A 19,630-nucleotide genomic window follows, 5' to 3' on the forward strand; every position below is an offset into this window, starting at 1 on the left:
TATATTAAAGCTGAACTTCTTTAGCATAGCGGCCAGGACTGACGCCTAGCGCACGCTTAAAATGGCGGTGAAAGTGGCTTTGATCATGGAACCCACAATCTAAGGCTACTTTAAGCAAGGGTTGACCTTGGCGCAGTAATTGTTTCGCTTGCCTGAGCCGAGCTTGGATCTGATAAGCGTGGGGTGGCATACCATAACGTTTCACAAATTGCTTCGCCAAGTGGCAAGGACTGAGATGTACCAGTCTGGCTAGTTCACTTAAAGATACATTTGCGGCAGGCTGCTCGTCTAAGCACTGCTTTACCAGTATTAGTGCCTTGCTGGCCGGTTTGAGTGAGCATTGTGGTGGCACACTTTTGCCATGGCTCGCCATTAGTTGACTTAGGCAAGCGTAGACCAAGCTCTCACGTAATAGTCGATTGCTTGAGTAGTTTAAACTGTGGATGGTATTTCGCAGTAATTGCGCTAGTGCTGCATCTTGTACCACGGCTTGGGTAAAGTAGGGAGCAAAGTTATCACTTAGCCCCTGAGCTTGGTTGACTTCGGCAAACTGTTCGGGGGTTGGATATATGGCTTGATAAGACCAGCCCCCTTCGCTTGCGGAACAGCCGTTATGGATCTCATCGGCGTTGACTAAAATGATACTATTGCTGGGCGCGATATGATCCCCGCCAGTGCGATAAAAGCGCTGTGCGCCAGTCTCTATAATGCCAACCGTAAAACCTTCATGGCTATGCCGAGAAAAGTTTTGTTTCTCATAGTGTGCCTGCAGAATTTCGATGCCACCAAGTTCATCGGCAAACTGATAATGTGCTTGTTCTTTTGACATTTCACTCACCTCCTTGTTAGCAATTTAAGATCGTCATCATAGCCTAATTGGCCCCCCAAGTTTTGTACAGAATTGTTCATTTACAAAAATCCGCTAAGTATTATTGGGTGGTAGGGCGATTTTGTTTGTAATAAACCGGCTTCCAACGAGACGAAGTCGTTTCGTGAAACAAATCTGTACCGTTCAATCTTGGCTTCACCGAGCGGAAGTTAATGATTTCTAGTTAATACCTTGACACTGTATTTAAGGTTTATTTATTTGGCATTCTACGATGCCTAGTGTTGTAGGGGGAGTTTTGAGCTGCACGCGCGTTAAGCGCTTGCTGCCAATATCACACCTTAAGATAAATGGTTTCTTGCAAAGTCTAAAGCCTACTGACAGGAGGCTGTCAGTAGGGAGGGCTTATGGTTGCTTTGTCAATCACAAGGTAGAGAAGGCTCTATCTTATTGGCATCCAATTATGTTAAGGAGAATCACATGTTAGCAGTAGCACCTTTAGTTTGGGGCGAAATCGCAGTCACCGATATGGAGCGCGCCGTCGCATTTTACCAGCAACATTTTAACTTGAGTTTTCATCGTGAAGTGATGGATATGATGGAAATGGCTATTATCGAAACCGAAGTATTGGATGGTGCAAATGTGGCCCTATGTAAACATCCGTTAATGATACCAAGTCTTGAGGGCGCAACTGTGTACCTCCATGTGACGGATAAACTGAATCCTTTATTGGAAACCATGAGTCGCGCTGGAGTACAAATATTGTTACCACTGACACCAATTAAAGGCGGGGAAAAGGGCTATATTAGCTTGTTTGTGGATAGCGAGGGGAATAAAGTCGGCCTATGGGCTAAACAGCAGTAATCGCGGTTCCTTGACAGCTCGTTTGGTTTTCTGGGCGAGTTGTCATTTCGGTGGATGAGAAGAGAGGGATATGAGACGGGCAGACAGACTCTTTCAGTTGGTGCAGATTTTACGTTTACGTCGTTTGACCACTGCGCAGCAGTTAGCCGAACGTTTGGAGGTTTCTACCCGCACCATTTATCGCGATGTGCAAGATTTGTGTCTCAGTGGTATTCCCATAGAAGGTGAGGCGGGAGTCGGCTACATATTGCGGCAAGAGGTTAATGTGCCGCCATTAATGTTTAATGAACAAGAATTGGAAGCGATACAGATTGGGATGCGGATGGCGCAGACTTGGGCGGGGAAAGAGCTAGCTGCGGCGGCGAAACAAGTGATGATTAAGGTTGAGGCCGTATTGCCAGAGCGCTTACAAGCCTATCAATCATTAATGTTTGCGCCAGATTTTTACATCGATCAGCAAGAATTTAGATTTTTGGATCCGCTACGTGCTGCGACCCGTGAACGAGAGTATCTACAACTGCTCTATCAAGACGCAAAGCAGCAGCTGAGCGAACGAGAAGTGCGCCCATTAGCGATTTATTTTTGGCGAGGAAGTTGGACGCTGCTCGCTTGGTGTGAGCTTCGACAGGGCTTTCGCAATTTTCGAGTCGACCGAATTACTCATCTGAATCATTGCCAACGTAGTTTTGCTTATAGTCCGGGTAAGGAGCTGAATGACTTTGTTGCCTCCTTAGCACCACAAAATTGTTAGCTTTTGTTCTGTTTTTGTTAATTCACGCATGGCGGTGAAGCACATATCTGAGTATTATCCGCTTTTATGTTTTTTAATAGTGGTATTGTATGATTATTGAATTGGATGTCGTTGAAGCCGCGCAAACTTTGCTCAACAACCGGAATACATCGATCAAGGCGAAACGTTTGGCGCCGACACTTCGCCCGCAATCTATTGACGATGCGCTAGCCATTCAAGCGCAAATGACCGAATTACGTGAAGATGGCATTGGCGGCTGGAAATGTTTGTTGCCCCTCGCTGAAGATAAGTTAGTTGTTGCACCTATCTTTGCCGATCTCGTACAACGGGGGGAGTCTTGTTCACTTTACGCCGATGGCGGAGTGGCAAGAGTTGAGCCTGAAATTGCCTTTGTATTAAGCCAAGATTTACCCGCTCGTGATAAAGATTATAGTGAGGCGGAAATTGATCAGGCTATTGGTCGTTGTCATATGGCTCTCGAGCTGATCCAAGGGCGTTTTGCAGATACCGAGAATGCTGCCTTCTTTGAAGTATTAGCCGATGGTTTAGTCAACCAAGGTTTATTCCTTGGTCCCGAAATTGACAAAGCGGCGGCTTTTTCTGCCAGTAATATTGAGATCAGTTTTACTCAAGGTGAACAAACTCAACAGTTGGCTGGAGAGCATCCGAATCAAAATCCGGTGAGTCCTATCTATTGGTTAATTAATTACATGAGTAAACGTGGCGTAAGCTTTAATGCCGGACAAGCGATCATTACCGGCTCTTATGCGGGTATTGTTGAGCTTAATTTTGCATGTGAGACCGAAGTTGAATATCAAGATTTAGGCGCTTATAAGCTGAAATTTTTAGCGCGTTGAGCGATTGCACTGTAATAAATTTTTAGTCTAAAGGTGCTTAATTTGTATTAAGCACCTTGGTGTTTGCCTGAGCTGTCCCTTCTGAGGCTTGTTTCGTTGTTCTCTGCCGCACTCTGGTGAGCTGTAACCCTGCATAACCTTGTGAATACACAAATACAACATCAATTGTTCATCTCCTTGTCATCGGGTTAAGCTCAACTAAACGTCCTCTATTCATTTTGTTTAAAAGGACTTTCTTAATGAAATTAACTCAGTTGGCTTTTGTATTGTGTCCGGTGTTATTGCTTGGTGCTTGTAATGATGATGATATTGTTCAAGCAAAATCGGCTTCCGGCCCTACCAGTAAGGTACAGTTAGGTCCTCGTCCCGGCTATTTGGTGAATCAACTTGCAGCAGGGACCTTAAAGGATACCCTGAGCGCTTGCCTCGAGAGCAAAAGCAGTTATCAATCGAGTTACTTGTCAATTGGGCATCGCGGTGCACCGTTAATGTTTCCAGAGCATACCCGCGAAGGCTATATCGCTGCTGCGAGCATGGGAGCTGGAGTGATTGAATGTGATGTTGCGCTAACCAAGGATGGGGAGTTGGTTTGCCGTCATTCCCATGCCGATTTACATACCACCACCAATGTATTAGCCGTCCCCGAGCTGGCTGCCAAGTGTTCTCAGCCCTTTACCCCAGCGGATCCGGTCAATGGTCTTAAAGCGAATGCCGAGTGTCGTACCTCAGATTTTACCTTAGCGGAATACAAATCCTTACAAGGTAAAATGGACTCGAGTAATGCCAATGCAACATCGGTGCAAGAGTACATGCAAGCGACGCCTAATTGGCGTACCGATTTGTACGCTAATACAGGTACTTTGATGTCGCATAAAGAAAGCATTGCTTTATTTAGGCAACTCGGTGTGAAAATGACGCCCGAACTTAAAACACCAAGTGCACAAGATCTCGCAGCAGCCGGAATGACTCAACAGCAGTTTGCGCAAAAAATGATTGATGAATATACCGAAGCAGGCGTTGAGCCGAGTGAAGTCTACCCACAGTCATTTTTGATTGATGATCTGGAATATTGGTTGGCGAATAATTCTGATTATGGGCAGCAAGGGGTATTTTTGGTGAGTAAACCTGCAGATGTACCCAGCCCCAGTGAGATCGCAGCGAAGGGGATCAAGATTGTTGCCCCGATCTATACGCTGTTAGTGGAAGAACAAAATGGTGAATTGCAGGCCACCGATTATGCAAAAGAACTTAAGGCACAAGGTTTAGATTTAATTACCTGGAGTTTAGAGCGGCGCTATACAAGCTATCCTGAATTAGCGGTATTAGATGTACTTAAGCAGCAACTTGGTGTTATTGGGGTCTTTTCTGATTGGCCTGCAACCGTCACCTTTTACGACAATTGCACCCAATAAACAGCGACGAGTTTGTGGCCGTGGTATTACGAATTTACAACGGCTATTTTGGGTTCATCAGAGCGGCTGGGGTCACGGAACCTATTGCTTACAGCCGCCTGAATTATTCTTTATATATATCTGATTTATTTGACTATAGTTATCTTATTGTAAGAGATAATCAATGGGTCTGGAATGCAAGCCCCTAAAACACCTGATAACGAAGCGAGTCGTCTGAAAGCTTTATGCCAGCTGAATGTCTTAGATACTCAGCCAGAAGAGCGTTTTGACCGGATAACTCGAATGGCTAAACGACTATTTGATGTACCGATAGCTTTGGTGAGTTTGGTTGATGAAAATCGGCAGTGGTTTAAGTCATGCTTTGGACTGGACGTCTGCGAAACTGGGCGGGACATTTCTTTTTGTGGACACGCTATTCTCGGTGAGCGAACTTTTATCATTGGCGATGCGACCCAAGACCCTCGTTTTGCCGATAATCCACTGGTGACCGATAATCCCCATATTCGTTTTTATGCAGGACATCCTTTAAGTGCAACTTCTGGTGAAAAGCTGGGTACTTTGTGCATTATCGATAGTCGTTCAAGGCACTTTACTGACGACGATCTGCAAGCCTTGGTTGATTTAGCGGCGATGGTTGAGCAGGAGTTGGCTGCGTTGTTACTTGCCAGTACCGATGAACTCACTCAAATCTCTAATCGACGTGGTTTTATGAAGTTGGCAGAATATGCCTTTGCGATGTGTAAACGCCAGCAACTGCCGTTGGTTCTCGCTTATTTAGACCTGAATCAATTTAAGCCGATTAATGATCAATATGGTCATGTTGAGGGGGATCGCGCCTTACAGCTGGTGGCCCAGCAAATGCAACTCTCTTTGCGCCAATCTGATTTATTTGGCCGACTAGGCGGCGATGAGTTTGCGGTGTTGTTTACAGACAGCACTCTAGCGCAGGCCGAAGAGGTATTACAGCGTTTTGCCGATGACTTAAAGCAAACGGCTGAACATTTGGGGCTGGCTTATGCCTTGGAATTTAGCTACGGCATTACTTATGTTGATTTTTCTCAAGCGCTTAGCGTTGACAGTGCATTAAAGTTGGCCGACCAACAGATGTATCGGCAAAAGCATCCAGATAAGCTTGGTTAAGCACCGCTAGCATTGATGATTTATTAGGCCATATTGGCGGCGCTAAATGGGAGAGCATCTTGAGCGCTTAATTTTATGGCTCAAGAGCTACCTCGCTATTGCTCGAAATTGTAATAAAGTTAACAACATTCTTGTTCGATTCGATACAGTAATGCTAGCGCTTGCTGATCTTGGCATTGCTCAAAATACTCATACAAGGTATTGGTTTGATTGCCAATAAAATGTAGGTTGTCGTGACCGGCTTTGGTCTGTTGTTGAAGTTTTTGTTTAAAGTAGTCATGCCATTCTGGAGCGCCTTGTTGCTGACTTAGCTTCTTTTTTAAGATAGCGATTAGCTTATCAGCATTCAGGTCGCAGCTGATCCCAACAAACGACACGTAACGGTCGCAGTTGTCTACATTATCTTTCATCTTTTTGGCTCCTTTAGACGGTCTCTGGTTGATGCTAATTTAAGCTTGAACTGCAAACTTAATACCAGTTGATTGAGTCGCGGATCTGAAGTGCTAGATGAACGTAGTCGTAAGAAGAGAAAGCGATGCCTTGCATTTCTGACATGGTCCTCGTTTCGCGGAAACTTATGTTTAGCCGCCACCACTTCGCATTTTTCGTTTCATGTTTCATTTCAATATTTGCGTTGTATTTTAACTAAGCTGAGCCAAATGTTAGACTGCGTTTCTATTTCATTGAGTGTTTAAAAGGTAATGTGATGAACCCGATCCTTGGGATGTTAAAAGAGCATAATATTAGCGACCAGAAAATTAGTGAGCTTTTTCAGGCGCTCACCGAAAATCCTCTGGCGGCTATGGCCACGGTCAGTCAACTCGGTCTACCGCAAGACAAGCTCCAGTTGTTGATGGGACAGGTGATGCAGAACCCTGCTTTGATTAAAGAAGCTGTTGCAGAATTAGGGCTAGATTTGTCAAAAGTTGAAGAGGCTAAGAAAAAACTTCAACAGTAAGTCAACTTACGCCTGAAGCTTAAAGCATCGTTGAAAATATAGAATCGAAACGCTTGAATGATTTTTTATTTTGAGGTGTGAGGAGTGAAGAGAGCAAGGTTTTTGCTTGAGAATGGCGCCTTGTTAGACAACAGATACAGGCAAAAAAAAGCCAACCACTGAGGGTTGGCTGGTTCCTTGGCAACAATGATTAATCCATGCTGTCCAGTTGGCGTTGATATTCTAGGTGAGTTTTGAGTATTGACTCGCTGGCCCCGCCAGTGAACTTACTGACTAAGATAATCGCGGCTGAGGCTAGGATGAAGCCGGGGACAATTTCATAGAGATCGAAAATACCGCCCTCTAGCTGTTTCCAAAGCACCACGGTTACCCCACCGATAACGACACCGGCTAAGGCACCATTACGATTCATATCTTTCCAGAATAAGCTGAGTAAAATCGCCGGACCAAAGGCTGCACCAAATCCAGCCCAGGCATAAGAGACTAAGCCTAATACCGAGCTTTCTGGGTTCATGGCCAGCATCAAGGCAATTATGGAAAGACCAACAACCGCAAGACGGCCCACTTGAACCACTTCTTTTGGACTGGCGTTCGGGCGAAGCACTTGCTTGTAGAAATCTTCGGCTAAGGCTGAAGAAGAAACCAATAGCTGAGAATCGGCGGTACTCATAATGGCGGCTAAAATTGCCGCTAATAGGATCCCCGCAACCACTGGATGGAAGATAGCGTTAACCAATAGCATAAAGATTGTTTCGCCATCTTTAATGCTTCCTCCCATATGAGCATCGACATAAACAATGCCCACCATACCAATCAGTAAGGCACCGGCCATTGAAAGGGCTGTCCAGCTCACTGCAATACGACGTGCAGTGGTAATATCTTTATTACTGCGGGTGGCCTTAAATCGAGCCAGAATATGTGGCTGACCAAAGTAACCTAAGCCCCATGCAATTAATGAGATGATTGCAACAGCCGATAAAGGTTGACCCTTCGCATCATTCCATAAACTGAGTAGTTCTGGGTTTTTGGCATGTAAGGCTATATTTAAATCGCCAAACGAGCCTTCAAAAGCGGCGATAGGTACAATCACCAGGGCAGCAGACATCAACAAACCCTGCACTAAGTCCGTCCAGGAGACCGCTAAAAAGCCACCAAATAAGGTGTAAGATACCACACAGATGGTGCCGACGATCACAGCCGTGGTGTAATTTAAGCCAAATACGGTCTCAAATAGTTTTCCGCCTGCGACTAAGCCTGAGCTGGTGTAGAACAAGAAAAACAATAAGATGAATAAGGCTGAAATAGTTTGCAGTAGTTTCGATTTATCTTCGAAGCGTTGGGCAAAAAACTCAGGAATGGTCAGGGCGTTATTCACAACGATGGAGTAAGTGCGCAATCTTTTGGCGCACAACAGCCAATTGAGCCAGGTTCCCACTAAGAGACCTCCGGCTAGCCAAAACGATTCGATGCCAGCTGCATAAGCGTAACCAGGCAAACCGAGCAATAACCAGCCGCTCATGTCGGAGGCTCCAGCTGACAAGGCTGCTGGCCAGGGACCCAATGAGCGACCACCTAAAAAGTAATCCTCGGAGTTAGACGTTCGTTTGTATGCATAAATGCCAATTGATAGCATAACAATGAGATAGGCTATAAATGTGGCACTGATAGCAAAGCTATTTTCAATCATTCTATTTCCTTTTTGTGTACAAAAATGTTGTGTTTTCCCTATATCAAACCGATCAACTCAACTGCTCAATTTAGACAGCGGGCGGTGAATCAGAGCAAGCGATTGATGAGCTATATTTGCACATCAGTCGTGATGCCCCGATTCAGCGACACCCGCTGAACCAATTGATAAGGAGAGGCTTGACTATTATTCGCCGCTACCTAATTCCAGCAGCTTGGCGTTACCACCGATGGCGGTAATATTGATGGTTCGGGTACGCTCGGTAATAAAGCGTAATAAGTAATGCGGCTCGCTCAATTGCTTCAATTCAAACATGTCGGTTTCGCATATGATTTGAGCCAGTTGTCCTTCGCGTTGAGCCAGCAACTGGGCGTAGTGCTTACAGTTCTGTTCGGTACCGCTGATGACGACAGCGGCAATCGCAGGCTGTTCTGCCATGGCCTGGTTTTGTTCCGGCGGTAACGAAATGGCCACTCGGTTTGGACAACCAGCTTTGAGCAGGTCTGAAAGTAGCAGATCTAAGTCACATTCAGCCTGAGGGTTGATACTGCATATCACAGTATTGCCGGCAACCAGAGCGGCGCTGATTTGACCAACCATGGCGACTTCGTTGGCGGTTTCGTCGCCCAGTACCAGCATGCTACCGCGACCAACACAATATAAATGATTACTCTCACCTGTGGGGCCCTCGAGCTCCTGTTCTTCGGCAATTAGTCCTAATGCCTGTTGGCATTGAAAACGAATCATCGCGGCGCTCTTATTGTGAGCGTCAGAACGTCGGCTTAATAGCTGAGCCCAGAGCTCTAATAGTGCGGCACGCTCCGCCACGCTTTGTTGCTGCCAAGCTTCGAATACCGCCTGGCTTTGCTTTAATATTTTGCTTACATCACTCATTATTATTCTCCACGCGCTAATTTCAATATTCAGTCTTAGTTACTTACCACTGCTTTTGAAAAGCGGTAAAGATAATGAGGGCCACCTGCTTTGGGGCCGGTACCAGAGAGTCCTTGTCCGCCAAAGGGTTGAACGCCCACCACCGCACCAACCTGGTCACGGTTAATGTAGCAATTACCTACCCGCGCCCGTCGCTCGATATGCTGATAGGTGGCTTCGTTACGACTATGCACCCCTAAGGTTAAACCAAAACCACTGCCATTGATTTGATCAATCACCTTATCAAGTTGATTTGCTTTGTATTTTATCACGTGAAGGATGGGGCCGAAGTGTTCTTGGCTGAGCTGTTCAATACTGTCTATCTCAAAGGCGCAGGGGGCAACAAAGCTGCCTTGTTGGCAATGCTTGTCTAGGTTTAGCTGATAAATGGGACGAGCATTTTGTTGTAACCAAGCAATATGTGCAAGTAATTTTGCCTGCGCAGCTTCGTCGATGACCGGACCCACGTCGGTTTTCAATTGTGCCGGGTTGCCCACGCAGAGTTCCGCCATTGCCCCCTGAATTAGGCCAATGACTCGCTCGGCAATGTCTTGCTGGATATACAAGACGCGCAGCGCCGAGCAACGTTGTCCTGCAGAAGCAAAAGCGGAACGAATCACGTCTCGAACCACCTGCTCTGGTAGTGCGGTGCTATCGACCAGCATTGCATTTTGCCCACCGGTTTCGGCGATGAAGGGGACAGGCATGGCATTGCGTCGACTGAGCTGACGATTAATGGTTTGAGCGGTTGGAGTGGAGCCGGTAAAGGCCACGCCAGCGATTCGTGGATCGGCGCTTAAACATTCACCCAGCTCGGCACCACTACCAATGACTAACTGAATTACCCCTGAGGGGATCATCGTTTCCAGGAGTAATTCAATACAGCGAGCGGCAATCAACGAGCTCTGTTCGGCAGGTTTGGCGACGACAGTATTACCGCTCACTAAGGCGGCGCAAACCTGGCCAATGAAGATCGCCAGAGGGAAGTTCCAAGGGCTAATGCAAACAAACACGCCGCGGCCCTGATAGCGATAGTTTTGCGTCTCGCCCTTGAAGTTGTCCAGAGTTAACGGCTGGCTAAAGTTTGCGCTGGCCTGTTGTGGGTAATAGCGCAAGAAATCAACCGCTTCTCGAATTTCATCGATACTATCCAGTACCGTTTTACCAGCTTCCCGGTGACATAATGCAACTAACTCGGGCATATGTTGCTCTAATTTGTCGGCGAGGCTTAATAGGTACGCGCCGCGTTGCTCAACGGAGGTATCGCGCCATTGGGGATAAGCTTGCTCGGCAAATTCAATGGCTTCGGCGGCCTGTTGTGGCTTGGCCCATGCGACAGAACCCACCTGTTGTTGCCGTTCGTAGGGCGCATCAATGGGGCGCGCAGTCCCACTCAGTGCCTGACCATTTATAATGCTGGATTTATGCCATTGGTATGGTTCCATGAACTGATGAACCTGTTGCTCAAAAGGTTGCCATTCACTGGCAATATCGCAGGCAACTCCTAATGAGTTGTTGCGCGCTTCACCGAATAGTTGTGGCGGCTTAACGATGCGTGGGTTGGCTAATGTTGGACGTGAACGTAACACTTGAGCCGGATGAACGGTGAGATCGGTGACCGGACAGTTGGCATCGACGAGGCGGTGAACAAAAGAACTATTGGCACCATTTTCCAGTAGTCTGCGCACCAAATAAGGGAGTAAATCTTTATGACTGCCAACCGGCGCATAAATTCTTACATCGCTATTGATGAGCTCTCGAGCGTGATGATATAGAGCATCGCCCATACCGTGTAAACGTTGAAATTCGTAATCTTTATGCTGAGCCATTGCCGCAACCGCGGCCACGGTATGCGCATTGTGGCTGGCGAATTGCGGGTAAATTAATCCGCGGAAATGTTCGCTGAGCAGTAGTCGGGCGCAGGCCAGATAACTCACATCAGAAGACTCTTTGCGAGTAAACACCGAATAACCATGATGACCATGCTGCTGGGCCAACTTAATTTCTGCGTCCCAATAAGCACCTTTCACCAGGCGCATTGGAATCAAATCACCCTGTTGTTTAGCTAAAGCGCCTAGCCAGGCAATCACGGGTAGGGCACGTTTTGAGTATGCCTGGATCACTAAGCCAAACTTTCCCCAACCTCGAACCGCAGGATCCTGATAGAGTTTAGCAAACAGCTCTAAAGATATTTCTAAACGGTCGGCTTCTTCGGCGTCGATGGTAATAGCAACATCGTGTTGTCGTGCATGGATCAATAGCTTGAGGATACTGGCAAACATTTCATCTAAAACGCGTTCACGATTAGCCGCTTCGTAACGAGGATGGATCGCCGATAGCTTGATCGACATCGAAGGAGTGGCGCCTAAAGCCTGAGCACTATTGCTATTATTAGCGAGTTGGGTGACGGCTTGGTGGTAATCTTGCAGGTATCGGTTGGCATCCTGCATGGTAAGGGCGGACTCGCCCAACATATCAAACGAGTAGCCATAGCCTTGGATGCGGCTTTTTTCGGCATTTTTTAGCGCTTCATGAATACTCTGACCTAATACAAATTGATAGCCCATTATTTTCATTGCCTGGTTCATCGCTTGGCGGATCACTGGCTCAGAGAATTTATTCACTAATTTGTTGATGACTTTATTTGGTTGAGCTGACTCTGCATTGTCGAGATTGACCACCTTTCCGGTGAGCATTAAACCCCAAGTCGATGCGTTGACAAACAGAGAGTCTGAGTTTTTCAGGTGAGATTTCCAATCGGCAGCACCCATTTTATCGCGGATCAGCGCATCGGCAGTCGCGGCGTCAGGAACCCGCATCAAGGCTTCGGCTAAACACATTAACAAGATCCCTTCACGGGTATCCAAGCTGTACTCCAGCAGTAGGGCATCGATCATTTGTACCGCTTTTTTATCGGCTCTGACCCTTTCGATAAGCTGGGTGGCAAATACGGTGCTTGCCGTGAGCTCTTGGTCTGAGGGCTGAGCGAGCGGTAATAGTTGCTCTAACAATTGATCTTCGTCAACACAGTACAGTGGCGAAATGGTGGGCCATATTTGTTCAGGTGCCTGCTCAATATAGGCTGGATTAACGATTGCCTGAGCATCAAAATTTAAGTGTTTCAGCATGCGACTTCCTTGATTGCGATTCTTGCTGAGGGGTCAAGAATGTTATTGCTTTGTTATTGCTCAATCGATTGTAAGGGGCTTTTTTCGCCCTGTATTAAGAAATGCTACGCTGTTTTTTAGAAATACTCTGGTAACTAACACGAATTTAAGGATTTGCTAACATTTGTTTCATCATTTTATTTTGTGTTACAAATGTTTCACTGGCTTGAGCTGATGTCGTTTTAGCGGATTTGCATTGAAGAAAAAGTGGCTAAAGCTAATTGCTGGTTCAGCGAAATTGACGTTGGTAGCGGGCCGGAGATACGCCAAAATAATTGGAAAATGCACTGGTAAAACTGCTTTGGCTGGCGAAACCACAGCTATCGGAAATCTGAGATAGTGTCAGTGTAGCATCGTCTAACAATTGTTTGGCTAACTCAAAACGTTTGCGTAGCAGATACTGGTGAGGGGTGATGCCATTTTGCTGGCGAAATAATAGATGAAATTGGCTTTCTGCTAAATAGACACAACCAGCCAACTGCGCAACCGTGATCTTCTGATGTAGATGTAATTGAATGTAGCTGTCAATCACATCCATCTGTAAGCGGACGAGCGGGCGTTGCCGAAGCTGGGTTTGGGCTAATTGGTTTTGTAAAACACAGACCAGGGTATGGGCGCAAGCTTGCCCGAGCAACTGATCTTGTGGCTGGCTAAGTATTTCGTGGCATAACGCTCCGATAAGCACCTGCGCTTGGTTACCTAGCTGAAAATAAGCTTGGCGCTCGAATAGCTGCTCAACTTTGTCTTGCATTTCATGGGTTTGTTCTAGCGGTAGATTGACGACTAAAATTTGGTTACGCCCCAAGCCAGTAAATGCATGTTTGTTGTCGGCGGATACCAAGCAGCCTTGACCCGGCCCAACCAAGTTACCCGCGCCTTCAATATCAAACTCGGTCTGTCCTTGTAGCCCTATTACCACTTGATAAAAGTTGTGGCTGTGATGATGGGCTTGACTAGGCAGTGTTAATACTTGAGATAAGCTGTTGGTTTTAACCATATATGTTTACTTTGCAAATTAAGAACTGTCATAAACCACATCATTTACATTGGTGTGAGTCGTTTGCTTGGGTGTTTAATAAACGATAGTGGATTAATTTGTAATATGTGTCAATTGACTTGCCGATTGAGCGACGCATCAACAAGTGTAATCTTTAATTGAAGACATCGTCATGTGCTGCGTATTGTCAATTATGCTTTTTTTGACATTATGTATAGTTCTGTATAGTCAAATAAACCAACGCTAAATACTATATTGGTCATTTGTGTTGGTGTTAGGGGGTCTATATGGCAGAATGTTCATTTATTTGTTGATCTTATTTTAGTTGAAGGACTCATCATGAAATTTCGTTTCGCACTAGGTGTTGCTGTATTGGCCTCGCTGCCAGCTTTGCCAGTTCAGGCTGACTTGCTTGGTCTTACTTTTGCCAGCCATATTTCCCAAACCGATAGCGAGCCTAAAGCCTCGTCGGCTTGGCAGGGTGATATGGAGTTAAGGTTGAAGCATTTTGTTCCGGTGATTCCTAATGTCGCGATTGGTATGAATAAAAGAAAGCAAGGTGATGCTGCGGATGGTTCAAGCTATCAAGCGGAGTTATATTACAATCTTTTAGATACGGCAGGTTTTTACATCGACTTAGGTGCTGGATATGAGCGTTGGGATAGTGCAAACAGCTTATTATCGGGAACTGACAATGGTGAGCAGATGTATGGTGTCGGCCGCGTTGCCTGGCATTTTGTGGGAACCGGTTTTGGCCTTGAAAGCGATCTAAAATTGTCGCTTGTAGACGATGATTATCAAGCGAATCGTTTTAGAGCGGGTGTAAGCTATGAATTATTAGATTTGGCGGTGAGCACTATCGACCTGTCTGCGGGTTACCTATATGAAGATATTTCGACTCGTCGTTACAGCACCAAGAATAATGGTGCCTACCTAGGGCTTGCAGTTAAGTTTTAAGCAGAACTCAATGGATAAGGGTTATAGACACGAATGTTCATGTGATAACCCTGACTGCTGATTTGCTTAGGCATGGTTTACTTTTGCCGTCAATTAAACTGCTCACCTTGACGTTTTGATTATTTGCTGCTGATTAAACGAGCAGCTAAACCCAAGAAAATCAATCCTAAAAGGCCATCGGCATGTCGGCCAAATTTTAAACCATTGGCGAATAATTTTCCTAATTTACTGAATGACAGAGAAAAAATGATGTTGATTAGTAACACGACGCTGCTAAGTAAGACGCCTAGTAGCAGGATTTGTGTAGTCAAATTTTGTTGTGGATGGGTAAATTGAGGTAAGAACATGCTAAAGAAAAGCAACGCCTTTGGATTCATTAAATTATTGAATAAACCTCTTGATAGCAGTTGCTTATTATTTAAGCTCAGTATTTTGGGAGAGCTGGAATGATTGTGATCTTGTAACCAGCCTCGCAATAATTTAATACCGAGCCATGATAAATAGATCGCACCTACAACCTTAATTGCAATAACCAGCGGTGGTAGAGCCTGCATTAATTGGCCTAAACCGAATGCTACTAATCCAGTTTGAATTAAACCTGCCAAAAAAATACCGAGTGATATTATTAGCCCTGCCTTGAAGCCTGTGATTGATGAATAAGTGGAGATAAGCAGCATATCTGGGCCTGGAGATATAGCTAAAAATCCGATGCTCACTAAAAATAGTGGCAGTATAGAAACATCAATCATGGTCATCCTTACCGATTTTTTCGCAGATTATACAGAGTCCAAGGCGCGAGTGCATATGGGTTATTGGCTGCCATCGTCAGCGATGGAATTAACGCTGAATAATGGTTTTTTGGGAGGGTATGTTACTTCTGTTCGTGGCAGGCTGATGGTTTTCCTTGGTTCAATTTACTCGTATCAGCAGATATTTAATCCTCAGGGAGCGATTGGTTTAGTCGAGGTGTTTCGAATAAAGATATAGGCTGCAGTCGTTGAAGACACACAGCCTGGAAGTAACAAAACGAGTTAACTTACCAACATAAAGTTAAACCTTCGGCTGATGATTTAGAAGGAATGCCATCAACTGGTTTATCGGTGATCAACTCAACGCCTGTGTTTACGAAGTCCAACCCAGCGGTATTTTGTGGTTTTTTACCACTTTGAATAAATTCATAAACGGCTTCAACTCCCATTGACGCCATTCGAAGAGGAAATTGCATCGAAGTCGCCCCAATGACCCCAGCTTTAACATTCTCAACTCCAGCGCAACCACCATCGACTGAAACGATCAGCGCATCTTGTTTGCCGAATGCAGAGAGCGCTTCATATGCACCAGCGGCAGCCGGTTCATTAATGGTGTACACCAGATTAATGCCAGTATCTTTGGGAAGTAGATTTTCGATGGCGGTTCGCCCACCATCTTGAGAGCCTTGCGTCACTTCGTTACCAACAATGCGCGGATCATCTTCATCCCCCATATTTTTGGGATCTTTTAAATCAATACCAAAGCCATTGAGGAAGCCTTGATTTCGAGCGACATCAACACTGATTTTATTTTCGTTGAGATCAAGTAAAGCAATTTTGGCAGATGAGGCGCCGTCACCCATTTGCTTCTTCGCCCACTGTCCAATCAAATCTCCTGCGGTAAAATTATCGGTAGCAAAAGTGGCGTCTGCCGCACTCGCAGGATTCAATGGTGTATCTAACGCGATTACTAATACGCCAGCTGAGCGGGCCATTTCTAAAACCGGCACAATAGCGACCGGATCACTCGGGGTAATTAGGATCCCTTTTGCGCCCGAAACCACTAGATTTTCCACCGCTTGTATTTGAGTTTGATTGTCACCATCAAAATTACCAGAAAACGTCATGAGTTCTAAACCTAATTCATCGGCTTTACTCTTCGCGCCTTCTTGCATTTTTACAAAAAATGGATTGGTATCGGTTTTGGTGATGAGCCCAACAATGGGCTTGTCCGCAGCAGACACGATACCGTTAACTATCAGGCACGAAGTCACTCCGAGTAATGTAATAAACTTGTTCATATCTTTCTCCGGTCTTGTTGTTAAGCAGCAGACGCTACACCTTAGATGGATGCACTTACTTGAAATAAGAAATCATTCGAATATGAATGACTCAAGTTTGCTCAGTGATTAAATTTATTCATTTATTACTTCGCAAATAAGTATGGTTGATATCGATATGAAGACAAGTAGGGTTGATATATTTTTGAGAAGCTTAAAAATAGTAGAGAATGACCTGTTCAAAATTATAGGTTTGGACACAATATCGACTATGGTTATCGGGGATACTTATGGTTGTCCGTTGGTATAACTAGGTTCATGTGATTGAAAGAACCTTGAATACTTAGGTTGACTCCTAAGGTATTCGGTACCGCTTTATTTATATGAACAGAGAGTACAGTCAACGATGAAAATCAGTTCAAAATTTATTCTCAGTATTGTTACTATCGCCGCTTTAGCGGTGGTGAGTACGGCGGCTGTGATCGCTTCGTTTTCGTCCTATAAAACAGAAGAAATACTGCTGGAAGCGCGTCGAGATCAAATGATTTCCTTACGCAATGTCGCATCCGAAATAGTGAAACAGTATTTTGGGTCATTGGAAAGTCAGTTGCTGAATGTTTCGCAACAACAAGCGCTGATTGATGCAACGCGTAATTTATCATCGTCTTATAAGCCGTTCTCGTTTTTTGTTGGACGAAATGATCGTCAGGGGCAAAAAGATCAACTTGCGAGTTATTATCAGGCCAATATTGCTGGGCAATATAAAAGTCTTCATGCAGGGAAGGCGCTTGATGTAACCACCTTGATTAACCAGATGAGCGAACCGGCGATCGCCTTGCAAGCGCAATATATTGTGAACAACCCGAGTGATATTGACAATAAAGATGAAATGCTTGCTTCATCAGACAAAACTTCTTATACGACAAATCACCAGCGTTATCACCCTTATTTCAGGGCCTTTTTAAAACGTTTTGGCCTGCAAGATATTTTGCTGTTAGACACGAATGGCAGTGTAATTTATTCGGTGAAAAAGCATATTGATTTCGGAATGTCGGTGACTAATCCCATGCTCGCTCAATCTGGATTAGCTGAGGCGTTTAGCCAAGCCTCGAAACTTAAAGGGGATGGACAGAGTTATGCGTTTATTGACTATGCTGCTTACCCTGGAAGTTTAGGTTTACCTACTGGATTTATAGCTGCACCAGTGTATAACAAAACGGAAGCGGTTGGGGTCGTGGTGTTTGCACTTCCTTCCGAAAAATTAACGGCATTGATGACCTATGGTTATAGTTGGCAAGCCTCTGGCTTGGGGAAAACTGGGGAAACTTATTTGGTTGGGCTTGATAACAAACCCAGAAGTGCCAGCCGTTTATTGTTAGAAGAACCGCAAAGCTTTAACTCTTTGATGACCCAGTTAGGCGTGAATCAAACAGAATTGGACGAGATAGTCGCTGCCAAAACCAATGTTGGTTTTCAAACCGTTCAATCGGAAGCTATCCGTCGTGCTTTAAGTGGAGATTCCGGCTCGCTGGTTAATCAAAATTACCGAGGAGAAAAAGCTTTATCGGCTTACGCTCCCATCGAAGTTATGGGTAAGCGTTGGGCGATCCTTAATGAAATCGACATGAATGAAGTGACCTCGAAGCTTTCTGAAATACAGCGATTGATTTTGCTTTATGCAAGCTTGACTGCGCTGTTAGTGATTGTGTTAGGCGGTGTTGCCGGTTACATCATTACCAGGACCATTGTCCGGCCGATCCGAGAAACCAGCCATTCCTTGCTGGATATTGCCGAGGGTGACGGTGATTTAACCCAACGTTTGAACGAACAACGTAAAGATGAGCTCGGCGAGCTTGCCAGTGGCTTTAACCAATTTGTGGCTAAGATCCAGCGAGTGGTTCAAGGCATTCGAGGTTCGGTGGGCACCTTGGCTACAACCGTTGGCGATATGAATAGGATTGTGGAAGAGGGCAGTCAAGCGGCAAACGCACAACAACGCGAAATGGAAATGGTGGTGACCGCTATCAACCAAATGGCGGCTTCGGCACAGGAGGTTGCAGGTAATGCCTTAAACGCGGCAGGGGTTGCACAATCGGCAGATGTTGAGGGGCAGCATGTGCAAACGGTTGTTCAAGAGGCGATTACTTCGATTGAGAATCTTTCTGCAGAAATTGACCAATCTTCAGAAGTCATTAGTGAATTGGAGGGGAATGTTGGCAGCATTGTGACCATTCTGGACGTGATCCGTGGAATTGCAGAACAAACCAATCTCTTGGCACTCAATGCTGCAATTGAATCAGCCCGAGCAGGAGAGCATGGGCGAGGCTTCGCGGTCGTTGCAGATGAAGTTCGTACTTTGGCTAAGAAAACTCAAGACAGTACCGAAGAAATCCAAGCCATGATCGAACGTTTACAAAAAGATACGGTTCGAGCTGTTGATGCAATGGCGTCTAGTAAAGCTAATGGTGGTAAGAGTGCTGATATTGCGCGTAATGTAGGAACATCGTTAATTAAAATTGCGGAAGCGATATCCACCATTAGTGATATGAACGCACAAATTGCTAATGCTTCAGATGAACAGAAAGTTGCGATTGAAGAAATCAACCGCGGTATCGTGACAATTTCTGATTATGGGGAGAAGACTTTAGATGGTGTTAAAGAAATTAGTAAAAGTAGTGCCGGTTTAAGTGTGCTTTCAGAGGACTTAGACGGGCAGGTGAAACAGTTCCGCGTATAGCGCTGTTGTAAGGTGTGATTACGTGGATTAGTGTGAATTAGCTGTATTGTTCATATGCGATCAGACACATCTTAATACAGCTCGCAATCTAAGCTGACAGTTGAGAGTGTGCGTATCTAACGCGCTTTTGTCCCGTTCTGTGTTAGCAACGGGGTAGAAGCTTTCGCCTACGGCGACGTCATTAAGCTTCAACGAGCAAAGCTTAGCGAAGCAAAAAGAAAGCTCGCCCTGCATCTTCTTAAACCCTGCGTGGCTCATTCTCAAGGGCGTTGAAGTAAACACTACGCTCAACAAACAGACTTCAACTTTGCTCCC

16 protein-coding genes are annotated in these 19,630 nt (G+C 45.3%); 8 read left to right on the top strand and 8 right to left on the bottom strand.

Annotated elements, in window-relative coordinates; genetic code table 11:
• Positions 1-4 precede the first annotated feature (4 nt).
• Positions 5-829 carry an AraC family transcriptional regulator gene (locus ACRRS1_RS06300; RefSeq protein ID WP_432468149.1) on the bottom strand — a complete coding sequence of 275 codons (825 nt, stop codon included), beginning with the start codon at positions 827-829 and terminating at the stop codon, positions 5-7.
• A 477-nt stretch (positions 830-1,306) separates the two neighbouring features.
• On the opposite strand from ACRRS1_RS06300, the gene ACRRS1_RS06305 reads away from it, so the two are divergent.
• The 5 genes from ACRRS1_RS06305 (at position 1,307) to ACRRS1_RS06325 (ending at position 5,850) form a co-directional block, all read left to right on the top strand.
• The gene (locus ACRRS1_RS06305; protein WP_432454002.1) at positions 1,307-1,690 is read left to right on the top strand and encodes a VOC family protein; all 384 of its coding nucleotides are present in this window, start codon (positions 1,307-1,309) and stop codon (positions 1,688-1,690) included.
• A gap of 70 nt (positions 1,691-1,760) precedes the next feature.
• Positions 1,761-2,441, top strand: a complete 681-nt coding sequence (locus ACRRS1_RS06310) for a helix-turn-helix transcriptional regulator (RefSeq protein WP_432454001.1) — start codon at positions 1,761-1,763, stop codon at positions 2,439-2,441.
• An 89-nt stretch (positions 2,442-2,530) separates the two neighbouring features.
• Positions 2,531-3,298: a hydratase gene (locus ACRRS1_RS06315; protein ID WP_432454000.1), complete on the top strand. Its 768-nt coding sequence runs from the start codon at positions 2,531-2,533 to the stop codon at positions 3,296-3,298.
• Positions 3,299-3,537: 239 nt separating this feature from the next.
• Complete coding sequence (locus ACRRS1_RS06320; RefSeq protein ID WP_432453999.1) at positions 3,538-4,710, top strand: glycerophosphodiester phosphodiesterase family protein; 1,173 nt, start codon at positions 3,538-3,540, stop codon at positions 4,708-4,710.
• Positions 4,711-4,884: 174 nt separating this feature from the next.
• The gene (locus ACRRS1_RS06325; protein ID WP_432468147.1) at positions 4,885-5,850 is read left to right on the top strand and encodes a sensor domain-containing diguanylate cyclase; all 966 of its coding nucleotides are present in this window, start codon (positions 4,885-4,887) and stop codon (positions 5,848-5,850) included.
• A 119-nt stretch (positions 5,851-5,969) separates the two neighbouring features.
• Here ACRRS1_RS06325 and cowN read toward each other — a convergent pair whose 3' ends face one another.
• Entirely contained in the window at positions 5,970-6,260 is a 291-nt protein-coding gene (gene cowN / locus ACRRS1_RS06330) for a N(2)-fixation sustaining protein CowN (RefSeq protein ID WP_432453997.1), read from the bottom strand.
• A gap of 296 nt (positions 6,261-6,556) precedes the next feature.
• Between cowN and ACRRS1_RS06335 the strand changes: the two genes are divergently transcribed.
• On the top strand, positions 6,557-6,808 hold the full coding sequence (locus ACRRS1_RS06335; RefSeq protein WP_432453996.1) for a DUF2999 family protein: 252 nt from the start codon (positions 6,557-6,559) through the stop codon (positions 6,806-6,808).
• Positions 6,809-6,998: 190 nt separating this feature from the next.
• On the opposite strand, the gene putP is transcribed toward ACRRS1_RS06335, so the two are convergent.
• From putP to ACRRS1_RS06355, 4 genes are all read right to left on the bottom strand, one after another.
• Complete coding sequence (gene putP / locus ACRRS1_RS06340; RefSeq protein WP_432468146.1) at positions 6,999-8,495, bottom strand: sodium/proline symporter PutP; 1,497 nt, start codon at positions 8,493-8,495, stop codon at positions 6,999-7,001.
• A gap of 186 nt (positions 8,496-8,681) precedes the next feature.
• Positions 8,682-9,389 (bottom strand): hypothetical protein, encoded by a 708-nt coding sequence (locus ACRRS1_RS06345; RefSeq protein WP_432453994.1) that lies wholly within the window; start codon positions 9,387-9,389, stop codon positions 8,682-8,684.
• 35 nt (positions 9,390-9,424) lie between these two features.
• Positions 9,425-12,556: a bifunctional proline dehydrogenase/L-glutamate gamma-semialdehyde dehydrogenase PutA gene (gene putA / locus ACRRS1_RS06350; RefSeq protein WP_432468145.1), complete on the bottom strand. Its 3,132-nt coding sequence runs from the start codon at positions 12,554-12,556 to the stop codon at positions 9,425-9,427.
• Between the two features lie 268 nt (positions 12,557-12,824).
• Positions 12,825-13,592, bottom strand: coding sequence for a helix-turn-helix domain-containing protein (locus ACRRS1_RS06355; RefSeq protein ID WP_432468144.1), 768 nt, complete (start codon positions 13,590-13,592; stop codon positions 12,825-12,827).
• A 339-nt stretch (positions 13,593-13,931) separates the two neighbouring features.
• On the opposite strand from ACRRS1_RS06355, the gene ACRRS1_RS06360 reads away from it, so the two are divergent.
• On the top strand, positions 13,932-14,549 hold the full coding sequence (locus ACRRS1_RS06360) for a hypothetical protein (protein WP_432468143.1): 618 nt from the start codon (positions 13,932-13,934) through the stop codon (positions 14,547-14,549).
• Positions 14,550-14,668: 119 nt separating this feature from the next.
• Here the strand turns inward: ACRRS1_RS06360 and ACRRS1_RS06365 are convergent, their stop codons facing one another.
• Both ACRRS1_RS06365 and ACRRS1_RS06370 read right to left on the bottom strand, forming a co-directional pair.
• Positions 14,669-15,298, bottom strand: coding sequence for a LysE family translocator (locus tag ACRRS1_RS06365; RefSeq protein WP_432468142.1), 630 nt, complete (start codon positions 15,296-15,298; stop codon positions 14,669-14,671).
• A gap of 287 nt (positions 15,299-15,585) precedes the next feature.
• Entirely contained in the window at positions 15,586-16,599 is a 1,014-nt protein-coding gene (locus ACRRS1_RS06370) for a sugar ABC transporter substrate-binding protein (RefSeq protein WP_432468141.1), read from the bottom strand.
• Positions 16,600-16,984: 385 nt separating this feature from the next.
• Here ACRRS1_RS06370 and ACRRS1_RS06375 point away from each other — a divergent pair, with 385 nt between their 5' ends.
• Complete coding sequence (locus ACRRS1_RS06375; RefSeq protein WP_432453988.1) at positions 16,985-19,315, top strand: methyl-accepting chemotaxis protein; 2,331 nt, start codon at positions 16,985-16,987, stop codon at positions 19,313-19,315.
• The last annotated feature ends 315 nt before the right edge of the window (positions 19,316-19,630 follow it).

The organism is Agarivorans sp. Z349TD_8, assembly GCF_050870825.2.
Classification (GTDB): Bacteria; Pseudomonadota; Gammaproteobacteria; order Enterobacterales; family Celerinatantimonadaceae; genus Agarivorans.